The 20,671-nt window shown below is 41.8% G+C and carries 14 protein-coding genes and 1 tRNA gene; 7 read left to right on the top strand and 8 right to left on the bottom strand.

Annotated features, from left to right (window positions below; genetic code table 11):
• Positions 1-41: 41 nt before the first annotated feature.
• On the bottom strand, positions 42-425 hold the full coding sequence (locus L990_RS04210; protein ID WP_156121336.1) for a hypothetical protein: 384 nt from the start codon (positions 423-425) through the stop codon (positions 42-44).
• A 526-nt stretch (positions 426-951) separates the two neighbouring features.
• Between L990_RS04210 and L990_RS04205 the strand changes: the two genes are divergently transcribed.
• On the top strand, positions 952-4,323 hold the full coding sequence (locus L990_RS04205) for a SusC/RagA family TonB-linked outer membrane protein (protein WP_047445858.1): 3,372 nt from the start codon (positions 952-954) through the stop codon (positions 4,321-4,323).
• Between the two features lie 24 nt (positions 4,324-4,347).
• A complete protein-coding gene (locus tag L990_RS04200; RefSeq protein ID WP_047445855.1) occupies positions 4,348-6,222 on the top strand; it encodes a SusD/RagB family nutrient-binding outer membrane lipoprotein in 1,875 nt (624 codons plus the stop codon).
• Between the two features lie 212 nt (positions 6,223-6,434).
• Here L990_RS04200 and tpiA read toward each other — a convergent pair whose 3' ends face one another.
• Positions 6,435-7,187, bottom strand: a complete 753-nt coding sequence (gene tpiA / locus L990_RS04195; RefSeq protein WP_047445854.1) for a triose-phosphate isomerase — start codon at positions 7,185-7,187, stop codon at positions 6,435-6,437.
• A gap of 32 nt (positions 7,188-7,219) precedes the next feature.
• Positions 7,220-8,296 carry an ABC transporter permease gene (locus L990_RS04190; protein ID WP_047445852.1) on the bottom strand — a complete coding sequence of 359 codons (1,077 nt, stop codon included), beginning with the start codon at positions 8,294-8,296 and terminating at the stop codon, positions 7,220-7,222.
• A 195-nt stretch (positions 8,297-8,491) separates the two neighbouring features.
• On the opposite strand from L990_RS04190, the gene L990_RS04185 reads away from it, so the two are divergent.
• Both L990_RS04185 and L990_RS04175 read left to right on the top strand, forming a co-directional pair.
• Positions 8,492-8,568, top strand: a tRNA-Arg gene (locus tag L990_RS04185).
• Between the two features lie 339 nt (positions 8,569-8,907).
• Complete coding sequence (locus tag L990_RS04175; RefSeq protein ID WP_047445848.1) at positions 8,908-9,279, top strand: VOC family protein; 372 nt, start codon at positions 8,908-8,910, stop codon at positions 9,277-9,279.
• A 66-nt stretch (positions 9,280-9,345) separates the two neighbouring features.
• Here L990_RS04175 and L990_RS04170 read toward each other — a convergent pair whose 3' ends face one another.
• Positions 9,346-9,927: an outer membrane beta-barrel protein gene (locus tag L990_RS04170; RefSeq protein WP_047445846.1), complete on the bottom strand. Its 582-nt coding sequence runs from the start codon at positions 9,925-9,927 to the stop codon at positions 9,346-9,348.
• A gap of 125 nt (positions 9,928-10,052) precedes the next feature.
• On the bottom strand, positions 10,053-11,990 hold the full coding sequence (locus L990_RS04165) for an LTA synthase family protein (RefSeq protein ID WP_047445844.1): 1,938 nt from the start codon (positions 11,988-11,990) through the stop codon (positions 10,053-10,055).
• A gap of 287 nt (positions 11,991-12,277) precedes the next feature.
• Here L990_RS04165 and L990_RS04155 point away from each other — a divergent pair, with 287 nt between their 5' ends.
• Both L990_RS04155 and L990_RS04150 read left to right on the top strand, forming a co-directional pair.
• Positions 12,278-13,132 (top strand): patatin family protein, encoded by an 855-nt coding sequence (locus L990_RS04155; RefSeq protein WP_047445840.1) that lies wholly within the window; start codon positions 12,278-12,280, stop codon positions 13,130-13,132.
• Between the two features lie 91 nt (positions 13,133-13,223).
• Complete coding sequence (locus tag L990_RS04150; protein WP_047445837.1) at positions 13,224-14,399, top strand: DUF418 domain-containing protein; 1,176 nt, start codon at positions 13,224-13,226, stop codon at positions 14,397-14,399.
• 26 nt (positions 14,400-14,425) lie between these two features.
• On the opposite strand, the gene L990_RS04145 is transcribed toward L990_RS04150, so the two are convergent.
• Entirely contained in the window at positions 14,426-15,508 is a 1,083-nt protein-coding gene (locus L990_RS04145) for an EFR1 family ferrodoxin (protein WP_047445835.1), read from the bottom strand.
• Between the two features lie 882 nt (positions 15,509-16,390).
• Here L990_RS04145 and L990_RS04140 point away from each other — a divergent pair.
• Positions 16,391-17,509 (top strand): DEAD/DEAH box helicase, encoded by a 1,119-nt coding sequence (locus L990_RS04140; RefSeq protein ID WP_047445833.1) that lies wholly within the window; start codon positions 16,391-16,393, stop codon positions 17,507-17,509.
• Between the two features lie 67 nt (positions 17,510-17,576).
• Here the strand turns inward: L990_RS04140 and L990_RS04135 are convergent, their stop codons facing one another.
• Positions 17,577-18,023, bottom strand: a complete 447-nt coding sequence (locus tag L990_RS04135; protein WP_047445830.1) for a hypothetical protein — start codon at positions 18,021-18,023, stop codon at positions 17,577-17,579.
• Between the two features lie 65 nt (positions 18,024-18,088).
• A complete protein-coding gene (locus tag L990_RS04130; RefSeq protein ID WP_047445828.1) occupies positions 18,089-20,344 on the bottom strand; it encodes a patatin-like phospholipase family protein in 2,256 nt (751 codons plus the stop codon).
• Positions 20,345-20,671: the final 327 nt, after the last annotated feature.

Genomic DNA, 20,671 nt, shown 5'->3' with positions numbered 1-20,671 from the left:
CTTTCCAAATAATTAGTTTGATACTATAAAGAGATAAGATGCTAATCTTGCCTTGTAGCTTGCTGCCTCTTATTATCTCTTGGACCTCTTTGTCCTTTGGCCATCGGAGACTGCTTAAATTTTTCAAACTGTTCAGGAGTTAGAACTTCTTTAAGCGATGCGTTTCTTTTTTCTATTAGTTTTTCGTCTGGCGTCCAAGGTGTGCTTTCCGGTTGGCTTTCTCTTATTTTTTGAATTTGGATGTTAAAATCTAGCACGATATCCTGCACTTTCTGTGCCTGAGCGTCTGATAACGAAAGCATTTGTGTCAGCATTTCTACTTGACGTTGTGTTCGTTGCTCGGGGGTGCTACCTCTTTGTGCCATTACAGAGATTCCTAATGCTGTCAGAACTATAAGTAAGGCGTATTTGGTTGTTTTTACCATAGTCTTTGTTTTTGGGATTGAAGGTAACTTTTCTGTAAGACTCTTTTGTGCCATCGCTTATTGCGAGTTGCTAGGTGAAAAGGAAAAAACAAGGGGCGAAGGCGAATTGCTTCTATTTTCAATCTCGTTCGGCCAATGGATTGGTCTACTGTTGATGAATATTTGCGGAAAATCGCCTTTATGTAGAACATATTTGTGTTTTGTTCGTAGTTTATTAGCGTTTTACCCTACTTTTTTAGCTAAAAAATGAAGGTGTTTTTATTGTTAACATTAAGTATTGCTTTCAATAAGCAGATTTAGTGTTAAAATGCAAATTATTGCACAATTGTTGTTAAGTTGCTTATTATTAGTAGTATAATTGTTGTTTCTGCGCAAAAGTGGATGTTCATTTTGCGTATAAGGCATCATTTAGATATGTCTTACATTTAAAAACGTTTAATTATAGAACTCATAAAAAAAATAGACCTGCTAAAGGAAGTTAAAAGGTATATTTTTGCGACGACCATTTATCAAAAAAAATTACACTATGGGAAAACTTTTAAAGCAGGCGGTAGGACTTACTGTGCTGTTTATTCTGTTAGGTTTTTCTAACGGGATATACGCGCAGAAAGCCATCACAGGAGTGGTGAAGGATGCCGCTAATGGAGGCACGCTTCCTGGCGTTAACGTTACCGTTAAGGAAAAAGCAGGAGTTGGTACAGTAACCGACATCGATGGTAAGTTTAGCCTTAAACTACCAGAAGGGGCAAAGACCCTTGTATTTTCATTTATTGGATACACATCGCAAGATGTAGCCATTGCAGGAAAAACTTCTATCGAAGTTCAACTTCAAGCAGATGCTCGAAAGTTGGATGAGGTTGTGGTAACTGCGTTGGGTATTAAGCGTCAGACCAAGGCTCTTGGATATGCCGTTACGGAATTAAAAGGGGATGATTTGAAAACAAATAATATTAATCCCGTTTCGTCTTTACAAGGGAAAGTTGCAGGTGTTGATATTGCTAGTTCAGATGGAGGGATGTTTGGATCTACCAAAATTCAGATTCGTGGAGCCTCAACGTTGAAGGGGAATAACCAGCCGATCTATGTAGTTGATGGTATTATATTGGATAATGGAGTGTCAAAATCGGGAGATGCGGACTGGGATTCTGATTCAAAAGATTTTGGTAATGAGTTGAAGAACCTAAATCCTGACGATTTTGAATCTGTATCAGTTCTTAAAGGAGCTGCTGCAACGGCTCTTTATGGCTCTAGAGGTCTTTTTGGTGCTGTTGTTATTACAACTAAAAGCGGAAAGGCAAGAAAGGGCTTAGGTATCTCTTTAACGCAGACATTTGGTATTGACCACGTGTTTGCTGCTCCAGATATGCAAAATGAATATGGTTCTGGAAATTATTTTGGTAATGTAGGATATGGATTACCTAACCCTGCAGGCGGATATTTTAAATATGATAATGCCAACCAGTTTTATCTGAATGCTAAAGGGGATGCCTCTTTGAGAGCCGTTACTACGAATCGTCATTTTGGGCCAAGTTATGATATTTATAGCAATAAGTTGGTGGAAGACTATGATGGCGTTATGCGCCGTTATGCTGCTGTAAAGGATAATTACACTGATGCATATCAGTTAGGTTACAATTCAAATACAAATTTGGCAATAACAGGAGGTAACGATAGAACTACATTCTATTCATCTTTATCGTATAAAAAGGCGACAGGTACTCTTCCTCGAAATTCGTTCGAACGATTCGCTTTTTTAACGAAAGCATCTCAAAAAATTTCCGATAAAGTTAGATTAGATGCATCTCTTTCATTTGCTAATTCTCTCCCCAAAAACCCTCAGCCAAATCTTGGTGATTATTTTTCTCAAGGTGTTTTGGGGCGTTCATATGATACCAAGCGTTATATGAACAATTACAAAGGTGTTCATGGTGGAGTTGCAAATTCGGACTATGGTGATGCGAATGGGTATAATCCAGGTGCTGATTTGTGGTTTTCTATTTATGAAAATTCAGCACAGCAAAAAGAAACAAATGTTAGACCTACTTTATCTTTGGATGTTGATCTTTTAAGTTGGGTGAAATTTAAAACAGAAGGTAGTTTTAATTATTACTATGTTAGGGGTGAAAGTAAAATATTAGGACAAGGATATGCTAATGAAGGAGGTTCTTACTCTTTATCAGAAAGTACTAAAGAGCAAACTAATCTTAATGCATCGTTCATATTCAATAAGACTTTGGGAGATTGGACTTTTGGAGGATTCTTAAGAGGTGAGTATTTTAATACGTTTACTCAGTCTATGGACGCTAGTACTAATGGAGGCCTAATTGTACCTGGTCAGTATTTCCTAAAAAACAGTAAAAATGCGATTTCTTCAACAGGAAAGATAGAAGGTACAAAGCGAATGATGTCTGTCGCATTCCAAGCTAGCGCTAGTTGGAAGAATCAAATTTTTATGGATGTAACAGGGCGTAATGACTGGTCGTCTGCATTAGTGTATGCTAATGGCTCTGGTAATTATTCTTATTTTTATCCATCTGTGAATGGGTCATGGCTTGTTAGTGAGACATTTAAGTTGCCTGATTGGATCTCTTTTGGAAAATTTAGAGCATCATGGGCTCAAGTTGGAAACGATACAGACCCTTATGTTATTAACTCTGGCTATGAAATGAACAAGTGGTCTATTGGAGATGGTTTCGTTTATGGATTGAAACTTCCTAATATGGCTTATGATCCATCAATTAAACCAGAGCGGAAGAATGCTTGGGAAGTTGGAGCCGATTGGCGCTTTTTAGGGAGTCGCATTAACTTGGATGCAACCTACTATAAGGAGAATACAAAGAATCAAATTATGCAGGTTGACGTACCTTCTGTTTCAGGGGTTGATAAAATGTTCATTAATGCTGGGAATATCCAAAACTCTGGTGTTGAAATCGCATTAAATACAATCCCTTTTAAGAGTAAAGATTGGGAGTGGAGTCTTGATTTTACATATACTCGTAATGAGAGTAAGATAATATCTCTTCATGAGAGTGTTGCTGATTTTATCACATTGGATGGTTCTACCAATTATGGTAACTATAGAGTAGGTTCTGTTGCTAAAGTTGGAGGCTCATATGGAGTGTTGATGTCAGATATTCTTCCCAAAAAAGATGCACAAGGGCGTAATGTTTTTGTATGGAGAGATGATTTTCGTGTTGCATATCCGGCAAGAAGCGGTAAAGTTGAAGAAGTAGGCAAAATTACACCAGACTTTTTAGGATCTATGTCTACAGGTCTACGTTGGAAAGACTTAAGTGTAAGAGTTTCTTTAGATGCTCGTTTTGGAGGATACATTGCATCATTTGGATCTCGTTATGCAACAGCTTATGGTATTTCTGAAAGTTCTTTGAAATGGAGAGATCCTTCTCATGGAGGAATCACTTTTAAGAGTATTTGGGATGGAAAGACTTATAGTGATGGTATGATTCCTGATGGAGTTTTTGATGCTGGTCAGGTGATTAAAATGCCTGATGGTACTTCTAAGAATATAGGTGGAATGACTTACAAGGAGGCTTATGAGAAGGGATTTGTAGATCCAGTACATGCTTCTGCATATCATTATTGGACTAATGCTTGGTCTTCTGGAACAATCAATGACAACTGGTTCAAAAAGTTAAGTTACATTGCGCTTCGAGATATCACTCTGAATTACAATATGCCAGCAAGTATCTTTTCAAAGATTGGCGCAAAAAATTTAAGCCTAGCATTTTCTGCTCGTAACCTTGGCTACTTGTATAACACAATGCCAAATAATGAGAATCCAGAATCTGTTCGTGGTACTAGATCTTCTCAGTTTAGGGTTCGTAGTTTTAGCCCATATACCGCGAACTATATGTTTACGATAAATGTAGGTTTCTAGTTTACTTTCAAAACTTAGATAGAAATGAGATTTAAATTAATAATAGCAGGTGCAGCCATAGTTGGAACTTTTTTGACAGGTTGTAAGGATGATTTTTCTGATCTTAACCAAGATCCTGCGACCATATCAAAAGGTAACATTCCTTTTTTGTTTACGAAGGGGTTGCAAAGTTTTGAGCCTTCGGGTTATCAGTATTGGTTCTATAATGGAAAGTATATGCACCAGTGGAGCCAAGCTTTTACTCCTACAGGGGGATTTGCTGATAACTTTAATATACAAGGGGAAACCGGCGATCAAGGAAGTCAAACCTATAAGTTGATGATTTATTATCGCGAGGTTGCTAACCTTATGTCTCAAATGGATGCAAAAGAAGCGCAGAAATATGAGAGCATAAAGAGTATGTTCTACCCTTTAATGGTTTACCTTGGAATGTTTGACTCTGATATGTATGGAGATATTCCTTACACGGAAGCTTGCATGGCAAAGTATACAAAACCAATGCTGCTTACGCCAAAATATGATTCGATGGAATCATTATATGAATTGTGGTTAAGCGAATTAAATAAGGCGTTAGAAGGTTTTAAGGCTAAAGACCAGGTGTCTTTGGGTAAGCAAGATTTTGTTTATCAAGGAGATTTAGCAAAATGGGCTAAGTTTACAAACTCTTTAAAACTTAAGATTGCTGTACGTTACTTAAGTATTGATAAAGCGAAGGCTTTAAAAATAGCTGAGGAGGTTGTAAATAGTAGTGCTGGCGTCCTTGATGGTTTAACTGATGACTTTATTTACAATAGAGCAACTGCACAAGATGGTGAGGATGGGGATTCTCCATATCACTTTGGCAATTCTGTGTCATCAGGCGCAGCATCAAAACCAGTTGTTGATATGCTACTTAAAAACAAGGATCCTCGAGTTAGATTTTTCTATAGTAAGAATGACTTTAACTCAAAAGTTGTCCAAGGCTTTTTTGATGCAGGGAAACCCCTTCCTTCTTACATTGAGAGCAATGTAGAGTATACTACAGATGCAAGCGGAAAGAAAACATTTGTTGCTTGGAAGGGTGCTGGAGAACCATGGGTTCGTTATTATGGTTTACCAACTGATTATAATGCTTATAATAAGCCTGAGTATGGAGACTATTTTGATGTAAATAGATGGAAAATTACCTTAAATAAGGCGGAAAAGACTTATCGTCCATACGCAACATTCCAGGAAGAGTTAGTTCGAGGTCGTGTCGTTTATACATTTCCTGATATACCTGGAGCTTCTGTTGTTCAAGATAAAGAGCCAATGCCTTGGTATGGATTATTTTTCTCGACAGCGGAAGTTAATTTATATCTAGCAGAGTTGAAGTTACAAGGAGCAAATCTTCCTGGATCAGCAGAATCTTACTATAACAAGGGTGTTGAAATGTCTATTAAAGCTTATGATAATATTGCAAAATTGAATAAAATCCCTTATTATTTTACTAAGTACGATAGTAAAGAGGAACTTATAGGTTTGAAAAGCGGCGAAGTTGAGGCTCTAATGGCAAATTCGGATTATCAGTTATCTGGTACTGTTGCAGAAAAACTTGAAAAAGTATACATACAACAGTATTTGCATTTTATGTATCAACCAGATGATCAATTTGTTGCTGTTAGACGTTCTGGTGTTCCTAGAAAAAATAGTGCAATTCTAGCATGGGCAGATATTTCTCCTAAGGGGAATGATTTTATTCCTCGTCGTTTTGATATTGTTAGTCCAAGTCCAACGGATCTAATGTATAATATTAAAAAGGAGGCTGCTAAACGACAAGGATTTAGTTTTAGTGTTAATGAGAAACCAAATCTATTGAATACTGAAAGAGTTTGGCAGGATAAAGGAGCTCCAAATTTTGGAGAAGGTCCTAAATTGTAATAGTCTTTCTGTAAAATAAGTTAGGCACGGATTTATTCCGTGCCTATTTTTTGTTTATAGGACTTCCCTGTATTAGTTTATAGGGTGAATATTGTATTGTTTTAAGGTGATGTTTCTCTGTTGGAGCATCAAAAAAAGCCTGAGTCTAATATTAGACTCAGGCTTTTTTTATTGAGCAAATGAGGTAAGTCCTCTTTGCTCTTTACTATGTCTTAAAATGATTTTGCGATAGCAATAAAGTCGTCGGCAACAAGAGATGCTCCTCCGATAAGGCCACCATCAACATCTGGCTGAGAGAACAGCTCTGGGGCGTTTCCTGGCTTTGCGCTACCTCCGTAAAGGATGGCAACTTCTTCTGCCTGCTTTCCAAACTTAACCGCTAGTACGCTACGGATGTACGCATGCATTTCTTGCGCTTGCTCGCTAGTTGCTGTTTTTCCTGTTCCAATCGCCCAAACGGGTTCGTAGGCAAGTACGACCTTGCTTAACTCTTCAGATGAAAGTTGGCAAACAACCGCCTCAATCTGTGTCTTTACAACATCAAAATGGATGTTCGATTCGCGTTCTTCCAGCTTTTCTCCGATGCAGAAGATGGGTGCAAGTCCATTTTCTAACGCAAGCTTTGTTTTTTCTAAAAGAATGGCGTCAGTTTCTCCGTAGTACTCTCTTCTTTCGGAGTGGCCAAGAATTACGTACTGAGCACCTGTTGCTGCAACCATTTTGGCTGAAATCTCACCGGTGTAAGCTCCGCTTTCTTTATTTGCACAATTTTGAGCCGAGAGGGCTATACGGCTACCTGACAGCTGCTCAGCGGCAGGTACAAGATGGGTGAAAGGGGTCGAAACGATAACTTCAACTCCTGCTGGTACATCAGCAATTTTAGAAAGAAGTTCGCCAATAAGCGCTTTTCCTTCTGCTGGTGTGGTGTTCATTTTCCAGTTTCCAGCAACAATTTTTCTTCTCATGGTATGATTATTATAGTTGTCTCTGTGATTTACTATCCGTTTAGTCGAACTCGCGGATCTAGCAAGCCGTATGTGATGTCGGTTAAAAGATTAACGACCACAAATATAATAGAAAAGGTAACGACACACCCCATAACGATGGGTAAATCGTATCCGGATAGGGCTTGAACCATTGTAAAACCCAATCCTTTCCACCCAAAAATATACTCTACAAATACAACGCCAGCCATCATTGATGCAAACCATCCCGAAATGGCCCCAACAACTGGATTCAACGAATTTTTAAGGGCATGCCTCATAACCACCTTGCGTGTAGACAATCCTTTCGCTTTTGCAGTCCTAATGTAATCCTGACTAAAAACTTCTAGGAGCGAGTTTCTAGTTAGCTGTACTACTACCGAGAGCGGACGTACGGCTAGCGTAATTACAGGCAGCACCATATTTTGGAGCATGAGGTTGATTCCATTTCCGTACGGATCCACCTCATAGAGGTTGCCGGTTAAATTAAGGCCTGTAAAATCGCCCAAAACGTACGCGAATAGCCAGCCTATAATAACGGCTGCAAAAAAGGAAGGAACAGCCATCCCTGTTGAGCATAGGGCTAAGGTTGCCTTGTCGAGCCATGTCCCTTTTTTTAATGCCACCAAAATTCCAATTCCAATTCCTAAAATGGAGGCTAAGACCATTGAAAGAAGTGCAAGTATGAACGAGTTTGGGAGTGTTTCTGAAATAATTTCGCCAACAGGCTTTTGAGTAAGGTATGATCGTCTTAGATAGGGAGCCTTAAATGCAATGATTTTACTTCCCAGCTGGGCTGATTTAAAGTTCCCATACTTTTCCTTATCTAAGTAAAAAAAGGAGGTGCTGTCGGACGAGTGTAACGAAATTGGAGATAGATCGTTTATGTAGCTTAGGTACTGAACGCCGATAGGTTTGTCTAATCCCAAATCTTTACGGATGATTTGTAGCGACTTCTCATCCGATCGTTGGCCCATCATCATACGAGCAGGATCGCCAGGAAGCGCATTAAAGAGCATGAATATTAGAGTAACCACCCCAAGAATGATCAGAAGGCTGTATCCAATTCTCTTAAGTAAGTAATTTATCAATTTGCGTTGATTTAATTCTATCGCAAAAATAGCATTATGAGGGGGATTGTTATCCTTTCATCTTGAAAAATTGCCATTTATTCTACCTCCAGCATCTATTTGTTGAACGAAAGATGGGCTAATAACGATTTTTTATAGTCGGGCTATTGCATTATGTGGAAAAACATCTACCTTTGCAGCCGTCAAATGAGGACTGGTCTGGTAGCTCAGTTGGATAGAGCAACAGCCTTCTAAGCTGTGGGTCCTTGGTTCGAATCCAAGCCAGATCACCACCTAATTAAACATTATCAGCGTTTTAGTTGATAATGTGCAAAGAATCAAAGGCTACAGTATACCTGTAGCCTTTTCTTTTTACTGTATATTTATCAAATAATTTATACATATGGAGTAGTATTGGTTCGCTTCTTGGTTCGCTAATTTCAAACTTTTTGCTTAAGCTCGCTCCAAAACCCACCTTTTTTGGACGAATATCTAAAATCATATCGTCAAAGAATAAAAGGCTGCAGTACATCTGTAGCCTTTTTGTTTTATACCTATAAAAATGTTCATAAAATAATGCTCTAAAAAATGGAAAAAAGTTAAGGTCGCTTGTTGTATAAAAAAATGGCCTTATGAAAGCAAAATTGGACAACATCATTTTAAGGGCAAAATCGCCACGAAAGCTTCGAGATTTTTATGTAGATGTTATCGGGATTCAGGAGTTAGAGTACTTATCTCATCCACCCAAAATGTACATGCTAGACTGCAAAGGTTGTACTTTGAGCATTCAAGATGCAGAAGAGTCCGTATCAAAAAATGAAAAGGAAGGCGTTGAGCTAGGTTTTGAGGTGGAGGATGTTGATGATTTATTTCTTAAAATTAAAAACAGCGAGGGGCGAGTAATTTGCGAGGAGCAGCAAATGGGTTGGGGATTTGCATTTGCTGCAGCAGATCCAGAGGGGCATTTAATAAATGTCTACAAGTACGAAAATGCCGTAAACTAAGATACGGATATAATCAACCCCCAAAAGAATTACAATGCTTTTGGGGGTTGTTTTATGAGGAAGATATTAGAACCGATAGTTAATCCCGAATTGAAATCCATTCTCCATTAGCCTTTCATGCTGAGCTCCTCTATTAAAGAGGATTATTCCGTGCTGATTAAAATATGGGCAGAAATGTATCCCAAGCCTGCTGTTTACCATGTATTGCGCTCCGACGGCCATTCCTCCTCCGATCCCAGTTTGGTTTGAAAGAGGGCTGTTTTTGCTCGTGTCAAAAGCAAGTATTGCGTTTCCTTTAACGAAGAAGTATTTCAAGAAGGTAAATTTAACCCCTATTGGGATATAAATGAGGCTGGTGTTGCTTACCTTCGATATTCTCGGATTCTGCGATAAGTCGATATTTTCTATTTTCCCAGTTAGCCAGCTTATGCCGGTGTAGATGCTAACCGTATTTGCTAAGGATCTTGTGTAGCTTACACCATACGTGTCGAAATGTCTGGCTTCGTAGCCAGTTGCACCTATTAGGTTGCCTTTTTGAAATACGGCAGTGCTTCCAAACGCGTAGGTAATATCGATACTTCGGCGGTACTCTTGTGATTGAGCGCTAATCGATATTAGCAAGAGGGCTGCAAATAAAAATATTCTCATGGCATTTATTTATCGAAATGAAAGATGAAGTTCTACTAAAAGAAAAAATCATGGGGCATTAAAGTTCATTTCGAACCGAAGAATATTAAAACAAAAAGGATGGCCTAAACCATCCTTTTAAATTTTTATTTTACAACCAGCCTGTTTTCTATCATTCTATTGTTGTACTGCTGAAGGACCGCTTTCATTTTTGCTTCCTCCTTGCTTACGTCTATTTTGCCCAGTAGGTTCTGTTTTAGGTCTGGATCTTTCTTGTAGTTGTATACGCCGATAGTCTTTTTTCCATCAAAGTAGATGGCTATATCACCCTCCATGTATTGGTAGGCATCTCCAATGTAGTTTAGAACAAACGATTTGTCTTTAGAATTGAAAAGGTTGGTTCCAAAGGTTACAAATGGTTTGTTATAATTCAGGTGGCTAAGTATTGTTGGCATTATATCGATTTGCTGGGCAAGGCGCTCGTTAACACCTTTAAGAGAGCCATCGGGGGTGTAAAATATTAGCGGAATAGCAAAGGAGCCAATGTTTGTTTTAAATTCCTTATGAACAGGAACTGTGCAGTGATCGGCAGTAATAACGAACAGCGTATTCTTAAACCAAGGTTCATTTTTTATGCTATTGAAAAACATCTTAAGCGCATGATCGGTATAGCCAATGCACTGGTGTAGTGGTAGCGGACCTTTAGGGAATACTCCTTCATACTTTTGAGGAACCTTGAATGGATGGTGAGACGATATGGAAAAGATAGCGCTGAAGAAAGGCTTTTTCATCTTTCCGACCTCTTTGCCCCAGTATTGAAAGAAGGGTTCATCCCAGATGCCCCACATCCCGTCGAACTCCTTATCGTTGTTGAATTCTGTTTTTCCAAAATACTTTTGAAATCCAGCCAGCTTACTAAACGCCAAAAATCCCATAGAGCCGTTGGGAGCGCCATGAAAGAAGGATGTTTCGTATCCTTCTTGATCTAGTATGGTTGCTAGTGAGTTAACCTTGTTGGTTGAATAGTCGGATACAACGTAGGGTAAAACTAGCGCTGGAAGCGATGCAAGTACAGATGGCATTGCATCAATAGATTTGCGGCCATTGGCATAGGCGTTTGGAAATACCAAACTTTGCTTGGCTAACGAATCTAGAAATGGGGTATATCCTTTATACTTTCCGCCATCCAAATTCTTATTAAATACACCGAAATGCTCGCGAGCAAAGCTTTCCAGTATTATCACCATTACGTTTTTCTTTTGGAATGGCGCGGTTGTTTGAATAGTCTGAATTGGGGAGAACTCTTTAGCCAGCTCGTCTTCCGACTTGTAAAAGTTCATATGGGTAAAGGACTTATTTCCAGCCGTACGTATTACGCTAAATGGGGTGTTTACCACAATGGCAACCTGCTCGGCCGATTTTACATACTCGCCAGCGTTGCTTATCGTAATTGGGCGGGTGCTATGCTTAAAGTCTCCTCTAATACCTGCAACGGAGAACGCGCTAAATAGAAGTAGCATTGCAATCCCGAAAGGGTAGGCGTAGTACCATTTTTTTATGGGCGTAGGTCTTGGCTTGAGCAGCTTTGTAAGGTATACCAACGCAAACACAAGCGCACCCCAGATAAGGTAAACATACCAGTAGTCTATAATAAACTGGAATGCTAACGAGCCCATGTTTTGTTCGTTTTTGAGGATGTCGTAAACGCCAAGCGTTGTTCGCTTAAGTATAAACGGATAGTACTTAAAGTCTATAGCATTTAGTGCTAATCCTATAGAGTTAATGATGATAAACCACCAGCGAAGAAATTTTTGGTAGCCAACCCTAAACTTCCAAGGATGAGGGAAAATGTAGAGCAGCATGTAGGCCGCGTTAAGGTAAAGCAAGCCTGCCGTATCAAATTTTACACCTCCACGCATTATGGTAAGTAGCTCGCCCGTGCTAATATTGGGGAATAGCGCTAGATTAAACCAGTAGAAAAGTAGCCTACAAATGGCATACAAAAAGAGTAGTACCACAAATTGATAAAGGAGTACGATGTATTCATTTTCTAAAACTCCCTTGTTAAGCCATCCTTTTTTCATTTGAACCTAATTTGTTTTGTATTGGACGATAGAATTCCTCTGAATGGAAATCTTTTTATACGATGCGAAAGCCAGAGGAACGTATTTGTGCATAAAATTGTTCGGTTGCGAAATTAGCATTAATCGCCTAATTCTTCTAGAATTATGGACGAGTTTGCCAAATCCACGCAATTCTAATACAAGTTTAATACTAAAAGTGAAATGCATGAATGCTGTTTTGGAGCATAAACAGCACCTAGAGGTAGGCTAATGTGCTATATTTGGATTCCAAAATAGGGCAAATACAGATGGATAATGTTGGTTTGGTACTAGAAGGTGGTGGTTTCAGAGGGATTTATACTGCTGCAATGCTCGATGTTTTTCATAGGGAAGATCTATTTTTTAACTATGCCATTGGTGTTTCTGCGGGTGCTGCATACGGTGTGTCGTATGTTGCAAGGCAGTACCAGCGTAACCTAGCGGTTAATCCTTATGTTGCCGATAAGCGCTACTGCAGCGTACAGAATTTAATTAAGAAGGGCAACTTCTTCGACTGGGATTTTGTGTACCACTACATTCCTACCCAAATTATTCCGTTTGATTACGAGAGTTTCGCTCGCTCTAAAACCCGCATGAAGGTTGTAATAACAAACTGCCATACCGGTAATGCGGAGTACGTAGACCTAAATGGCAACGACCCTAAGGTCTTTAGAGATTTGCTCGCAGCTACCTCCTCGCTGCCTTTCCTATCGAAGGTTTGTGAATTTAGAGGACAACTTTACATGGATGGGGGGATTGCCGACTCCATTCCGGTGATGCAGGCCTTCCGCGACGGGGTAGATAGAGCCGTGGTGATACTAACCCGCGAGAAAGGCTACCAAAAAAAGCCCATAAAAGGGAAGCTGCTGCTAAAAACATTCTACCGTAAGTACCCTAAGATGGTTGAGGCGATGGTAAATCGTTGGAAGGTTTACAATAGAACATTGGAGGAGCTAGAGCGGCTGGAGCAGGAGGGAAAGGTCTTCATAATCCGTCCTAGCTTGCCCATTAGCGTTTCTAGGATAGAGAATAACCCGGAGGCGTTGGAGCGTGCCTACTATGCGGCAGAGCGTGAAGCCGAAACCGTTTTGCCAGAACTGAAGAGGTGGCTTGCTTCTAAGTAAAGGGATGGGCTATGGGAATACTTGGCTGTTTTGACCTTTTTAATCAGTAGCTATACGAGAATACAAATTTCAACCTCTTATACCTAACACAATGGAAACATCATTAGCCAAACCGCGCGTAGAGGTGGTCGATGCCCTGCGCGGGCTTGTAATTATGGCAATACTGCTGCTGCACAACCTAGAGCATTTCGATCTGTACTTCTTTCCAGAGTGGCTGCCCGATTGGCTAAAAACGTTAGACGGAGCCGTGTGGAGTACGCTGTTTTTTGTTTTTGCCGGAAAGTCGTACGCCATCTTTGCGCTTCTTTTTGGGTTTACGTTTCACATCCAATCCAGCAATCAGGCCAAAAAAGGGAAAGACTTTAGAGGTCGGTTCGCCTGGCGCCTGCTGCTACTTTTAGGCTTCGGTGCAGTAAACTCCATCTTTTTTCAGGGAGATATCTTGGCAATCTATGCCGTTATTGGGCTGGTGCTAATTCCGGTAGCGCGTCTTAAAGATTCTTGGGTTTTCGTCATTGCGGTAATCTTGCTGCTTCAGCCTCAATCGTGGGGCCACTATGTTTATGCGCTGCAGCACCCTGCTTACGAGTTGGGACCTAATGCGTGCGACAAGTATTTTGGTTTGGCGGCAGAGAATTTAAGTAACGGCTCCTTCCTCGATGTTGTAAAAAGCAACTTTACCGTTGGTAAAATGGCGGTGGTTAGCTGGTCGTGGGTGGTTGGACGTGTTTACCAAACTGCCGGATTGTTTATGCTCGGAATGCTCATCGGGCGTCGTAGCCTTTTTGTTTACTCGGAGTCTAGCATAAAGTTCTGGAAGTATGCCTTGGGCATTTCCATCGCAGCTTTCTGCTTGCTGTTTTTTACCAAGCCGTTAGTAATCGACTCTTTAAGCCGACCATCGCTAAAGGGAATTCTAGAACCGATTTTAACTTCGTATAGCAACTTTCTATTTATGGTAGTGCTTGCCTCTACGTTTATTTGCGGCTACTATCTTCTTAGCGCGTTTCAGCGAATGGCTAAGGGGCTTTCTTTTATAGGAAGGATGACCTTAACTAACTACGTATTACAGTCTATTCTTGGTACATTTATATATTATGGGTATGGACTCTCGCTTTACAAGTACACCGGTGCGACCATGAGCCTGTGTATTGCAATAGCGCTAATTGCCCTTCAAATGTTATTCTGCCGCTGGTGGCTAAAGTCTCACAAGCAAGGTCCGCTTGAGGCTTTGTGGCATAAAGCGACGTGGATTAATTTCAGATAAATAGCAGAATACTTAAAGGCGGATTTTTAATCCGCCTTTCTTTTTGGTTGCTGCTGCTTTAGTCCCCGATATCGTCCCCAAAAGCGCCATTTGGTAAACGATGTATACTCTACGAGCTGCCGAAGCAGGGGAAGCCGTTTTAGGTAGTGCAGCGCACGGTATCCTAAGGCTAGCACCACAAAAACAATGGCGCTTTCGACAATGAATCCTACTAGCTGCACCCATATATTTTCTTTGTCTACGCTAACCAGCGCAGCGAGCTCGCTCCACATCCATGCTATAACCGTTGCATAGGTCACAAAAATGAGCGCAAAAAGGTAGCCATGACCTGTTTCTATGGCCTTTTTGGGGCAGCTATTCATGCAGCGCATGCAGCTCTCGCAGCGGTACGTCCAAAAAGGTTTATGGTTCACCATCTTGATTGCTTTGATGGGGCACTTCTCCACACAGATACCGCACTCGTTGCACTGCGAGTCGGCATAAAAAGTTTTGGCCAAGATAAATCGGCCCAGAATATAGTATAGCACGCTGATGGGTGAAATCAGCAGATCGGCGGGCATATCGCGTAGCGCCCTAAAATCGGTTTTGCCCGATAAAAGCCTATCTGCAAATTTTTCTACGATGGGCCTGCAGTGCTCAAATATCGACGCTACAACTTTCTCCGATAGCGCAGGATGCAGCGAGACCCAGTTAGATGGGAGATCGATGGAGCGCATCCCGACCACCTTATAGCCTTTTATCCGTAGCGTGATAGCAGCCATAAGCAGCGCAATACCACTAAGCCCTGGCATAAATAGCTTTCCCATTTTTACCCCTCCACGTGTATTGGCAACAAAGGCGGTGCTGTTGGCACCTTTGGCCCTTGGAAAGTGTAACACAAAATTCATAAGTATAGGTGGATAGTTAAATCCATGGGTGGGACCAATAAAGCCTACGAGCTCGTTCTCCAAGGGAGGAGCAGCGTCTCTTCTGTCAATCTTATCGATACTTATGGGTGTTGCTTCAATGCCGCTGCCCGTTGCTCTTTCGGCAAACCACTCCGATACCCGGCGCGCATTTCCTGTTCCCGAAAAGTAGTAAATGGTTGCTTTTTCGATGGTGCTAATCATATATTTAGGCGAATATATCAAACAAATTTAGCAATAATTTAGGCATTGAGTATTTACCGCAGCAATTATTTCTACACGTCAGATCGAAAATGGCTGCTTTTTGAGGGAGCGGGGAGTGCTGTTCTATCTGTTTATGCTTGAGGATAGATTTTAATGCTGAAATCTGCTCCGATTTTGTTGCCTTGGGGTGATTTAATATTGAAAAATGCTTTAATATTGGTGTTTTTCAAAGAGTTGTACCATAAAATTTCTTCGATATCCTAGTTTTATTATGGTATATACCCTGAATTTTCTTCGATGTCCCAGTTTTTTTACGGGATATACCATAAAATTTCTTCGATGTCGCTGTTTTTTTAGGGGATTTACCCTGAAATTTCTTCGATATCGGTGTTCCTTTAAGGGTTGTACCATAAAATTTCTTCGATATCCCAGTTTTTTTATGGTATATACCCTAAAATTTCTTCGATGTCGCAGTCCTTCTAAGGGTCGTATCCTGAAATTTATTCGATATCAGTGTTACCAAAAGGGAATTTTCTCTTTATAGGCAGCCATCAGGTGTAGGCCATTTCAGCTATTAAGATCCTAACCGCTCTCGCCAATCGCCGCTGCCCCAAATAATTTTGCAGTTAAAGGTGCGGTGTTATCTTCATCAGGCGCATACAGCGCATCTCTACCCAAACCACGCTTACCAAAAGATGGTAGTGAAGCCGATTTCGCCTCTCAAAGCAAATTTATAAAATGCTTTTTCCCTCAATGTCTCTTGCTAAATCTTTCATCAAAACACGATAGAATGGGGGAGGTAAAATCCTTAGCCGCTCAAACCAGTCCCAATAGAGAGTCGAATAATTACGCTATCTTTGCGCCTCATTTAAATTGAGCACGTTGAGAAATTTTGCTGAACTAGGCATTGGAGAACCGTACGTAAGGGCTCTCACCGATTTAGGAATTAGTACACCTACAGATATTCAGATTAAGGCAATTCCGTTCTTGCTAGATAAAGGAACCGACTTTGTTGGGCAGGCGCAGACTGGAACTGGCAAAACAGCCGCCTTCGGACTCCCCTTGTTAGAGAAAATTGATGGCAGCAGCAGCAAGATTCAGGGGCTAATTTTAGCGCCAACCCGCGAGCTTTGTCAGCAAATAGCCAAAGGGTTATTCCGTTTTACCAAGTATTTAGATAAAAAGGTCTTTACCGAAGCCGTTTATGGTGGCGCAAAGATCGATTTGCAGATTGCCGCGCTAGAGCGACCTACCCAAATACTGGTTGCAACACCTGGGCGGCTGCTCGATCTTATCGACCGTAGGGCTGTAGACCTTTCGCAGGTACGCACCACCATCCTCGACGAAGCCGACGAGATGCTAAGCATGGGATTTAAGGATGAGCTGGACGCCATTCTTAACCAGCTGCCCTCCGATCGGGCAACGTGGCTCTTCTCGGCCACCATCCCGAAGGGAATTGAGCGGATCATCGAGCAGCACATGGGCAGCGATGCGTACCGCATTACCGCTTCGCAGGAGGATGTAATTAATCGGGATATTTCGCACCGCTACATTCTTACCACGTTGGGCGAGAAGCTTACCATGCTACGCCGCTTTTTAGATGGGCAGGGCGAGAATCGCGGGGTGATATTCTGCCGAACTAGGCAGGACGTGCAGCGCCTTGCTGAAAAGCTCGTTGAGCTGGGCTTGTCTGCCGATACTATTCACGGCGATTTAATGCAAAAGGAGCGCGAGAAGGCTTTGCGTGCCTTCAAAAAGAAAAGAGTTCAAATCCTAGTAGCCACCGATGTGGCGGCTCGGGGCATCGATGTGGATAGCCTAGCCTACGTTGTACACTACGATCTGCCCGAACAGGTAACCCAATACACCCACCGTAGCGGCCGAACCGCTCGCGCAGGGCGTAAGGGGCTTTCCGTTTCGTTTATAGGCAGCAACGAGATGTATAAGCTGCACTCTATCGAAAGGCAGCTGGATATCGAAATTGATAAAATGGAGCTGTAGCCTTTGTTTACATAGAATGAGGAAGCCCGCATTTAATGCGGGCTTCCTTAGTTTTATGCCGTTTACTTTAAAATCTTAGCGATATTCTGTTCTGAATGTTCAACGAGAAGACGTTATCCCTTTCGTCGTACTCCTCCTCGAGCTCGTAGTAGCGTTCGCGGGCTAAATTTACATTAACAACCACCTGCGGAACCCTACGGGTTACCACCCATCTGCCTCTATCGCAGTAGGCGTAACGGTCGTTGTAGTTGTCCCAATACATGTTGTATTTTGGGAAGTACACCCAACGCCTCTCCATACGGCATTCGGGATGCCATTTGGGCCTATAGTACACCACCTCTCTGTGCTTGTGGTGATGCTTTCCGTGGCGATATTCCTCATAGTGTGGTCTATGCTTCCCATGTTTTCTTCCGCGATCTTCTCTGTCGTCATCATGCCTATCGGCAAAAGCTGCTGTCGATGAGGTTACAAGTGCTGCGATCGCTACAATTTTAAAATAGTGCTTTCCTATCATGGCAAAACGTTTTGGTATAGTAAAGCAGCTGCTATGCCAAAACGTTGGGTGCGCAATGCTATGTTCTAGTAGAACGCATATCCAATAGAGAAGGCGGTGTACACTTTCCCTATTTGAGGAGAGTAGGAAACCGAAAGCTGCACTGGCCATTTCGAAACGTAGTAGCCTGCGGTAACTCCAAGTCCTAGTATTTGCTTTTTTCGGTTTGCGTTGGAGATGGAGCTATTTCCATTAATAAAGTTGTAGTAGCCGTAGTTGATGCGCGCTTGGGTGTACAGGTTGGAGAGGAGGTTGGTTTGTATGCCAAACAATCCGGCTACGTAGGAATCTGTAATTATTTGGGCATCCTTTAGTCCCACAAACTGAATTTGCTGCTTAAATAGCGGTTGCTCGCCCCCAAAGAAAAACTCGTTGAGGTATACTCCGCTATGGTTTATCAGGGCGCCAACATTAAAGCTACCCACCAGCGATGTTTTGGTCGATACGGGGATGTATCCCGTTAGAAGATATCGTAGCTTAAAGTAGGGCTTACTGCTAAGCAGCTTGGATAATGTGTCAACTCCTAACCCCGTTGCCTTATTAAAGGTGTTTCTGGCAAAAGCAATACCTCCTTCGAAGTTCGAAATGGCACCTCTTGTTGTGAAAAATCGGCGGTCGATGGAGTTGGTTAGCTGGTTTACAAAGAAGTAAAGCTGCGACTCGTGCCCTTTTATACGAATGGTTGCAGCAATGTCTGGCGAGTAGGTTTTTAGGTTGTAGCTCAGTCCTGTTCCAATACCGGTGTACTTGTTTACGTATTTCATGTACGAAGCCTCCAACGTCGAAAAGGTGGCGTTGTAAACAAATAGGCGGTTTGATCCCTCGTAAATGGGAATCTTTAAGTCGGTTACCCTAAGCTCCCCTTTTAGCTGATGCTTTGAGTTATCTCCATAAAAGAACTTGGTTTGCACAATTCCGTCAAAGTTGTCGCCAATGGCCAACTTTACCATCGAGCGGCTATTCGTTTTTCTAAAGTTTCGGAGCGTGTAGTTTAGCGAAATGCCTGCTCCCAGAAAGTTGTTGTAAAACAGGCCTAGCTTAACCCAGCTGTGGTAATCCTCTTCGGTTATCAGCCTTATTTTTGCGTGGTTAAGCTTGTCGGTAGGGTAGAGCTCGTAGTACAGGTACTTGTAGTTTAGGGTGGAGTAGGCTCGCTTTAGCGACTCGGAGAGCTTGCGAGCAGAGTATGCCCTGTTAATGTCTAGGTCCATGTTGTGGATTAGCTGCTTCTTCTTGATGCCGCTTAGCCCAGCAACCTCGATGCTGTCTATGGTAACGGAAGCTTTTCCTTTCATCCTGCTGTACGGATCGTAGGGGATGGGCTCTATCGCATTTAGCGAGTCGGCCAAATGCTTAAAGGTGGGGTACATTTGCTTACCCATCTCGTTTCCGATACGAATAATATCGCGATAGTCGCTAAAGCTGGCAGCCGTATACTCGCCAATTGGAGGCGATATGAGCAGGTTGCACATTGCTTTTTCCTCTTCGGCATCTGCAGCATCAACGTAGCTGGTAATTTGGTTAAACACGTCCAGCGCGTTGGTAATGCGGTCGCGCTTTAGCAGCCCATCCCAAAGGCTAACGCCAATAAGGTAGTCGGCACCCATCTCCTTGGCATACCGAACTGGGAAGTTGCGAACAAGTCCACCATCAACCAAATACTTACCCTGATACTCTACCGGGGTAAACACCGATGGAATTGCCATGCTGCTGCGTATGGCCTGCACAATCTCACCCGACGAAAGCACAACGGGTTTTCCTGTTTCCAAATCGGTTGCAATGCACTCGAAGGGGATATTTAGCTTGTGAAAATCTTTAACGTCGTAAACAGGATACAGGTGCTTTAAGAATTCTGCCCAAATCCCTTCTGGGTTAATTAATCCCGACGAAAGGGCAGGCTTATATCCGATAAGGGGTACTTCTAGTATGTAGCCGTTGTACTCGTCCTTTTCGCTTAAGGCGATATCCTTGTAGTTTGCTGAGTTTTTAAAGAGCTGCCCCCAATCGATGGATAGGGTAATTTCTTCAATTTGCTTTCCCGAATAGCCCGCAGCGTAAAGCGAACCGACAATGGCTCCCATGCTAGTCCCTGTAATGTAGTCTACCTTTAAGCCTGCGCTATCTATTGCTTTAAGAATACCAATATGCGCCAGCCCTTTTGCTCCGCCACCCGCCAGCGCTAAACCTATCTTGGGTCGCTGTGCCGAAAGCGGAAGAATGCTAATCCAAAACAGCAGAAAAAGTAAAAAGACAGAGGTCTTTTTTAGTTTAATGGAGAACATGGACAGAATGTTTTTGGTGGCTATCTAAACAACATTGTTTAAATATAATAGTTTGCTAGGAATATCCATAAATTTGAGAGGCTGTTGTAGTGCCTTTTGAGGCATAAAGTGAATAAATGCAGAAAAACGGGTAGCCGATAGAGGCGGCTAACACTCCGATAGCCAGCGCGTATTAACATCTGTTTTGTTAACAGTAAGGGAGCAGCGTCCGTGCTTTTAAAACCTGTTTAAAAGCAGTTTGTTGTAATTAGTAAATCTGTAAAAGTTGATTAAATCTAATCAAAATCATAATTCGGTATAAACGAACGGATAAGGGGGCTTAACCTC

Origin of the sequence: Alistipes sp. ZOR0009, assembly GCF_000798815.1 — a bacterium.
Taxonomy (GTDB): Bacteria; Bacteroidota; Bacteroidia; order Bacteroidales; family ZOR0009; genus Acetobacteroides.
This window is presented reverse-complemented; position numbering and strand designations above follow the sequence as displayed.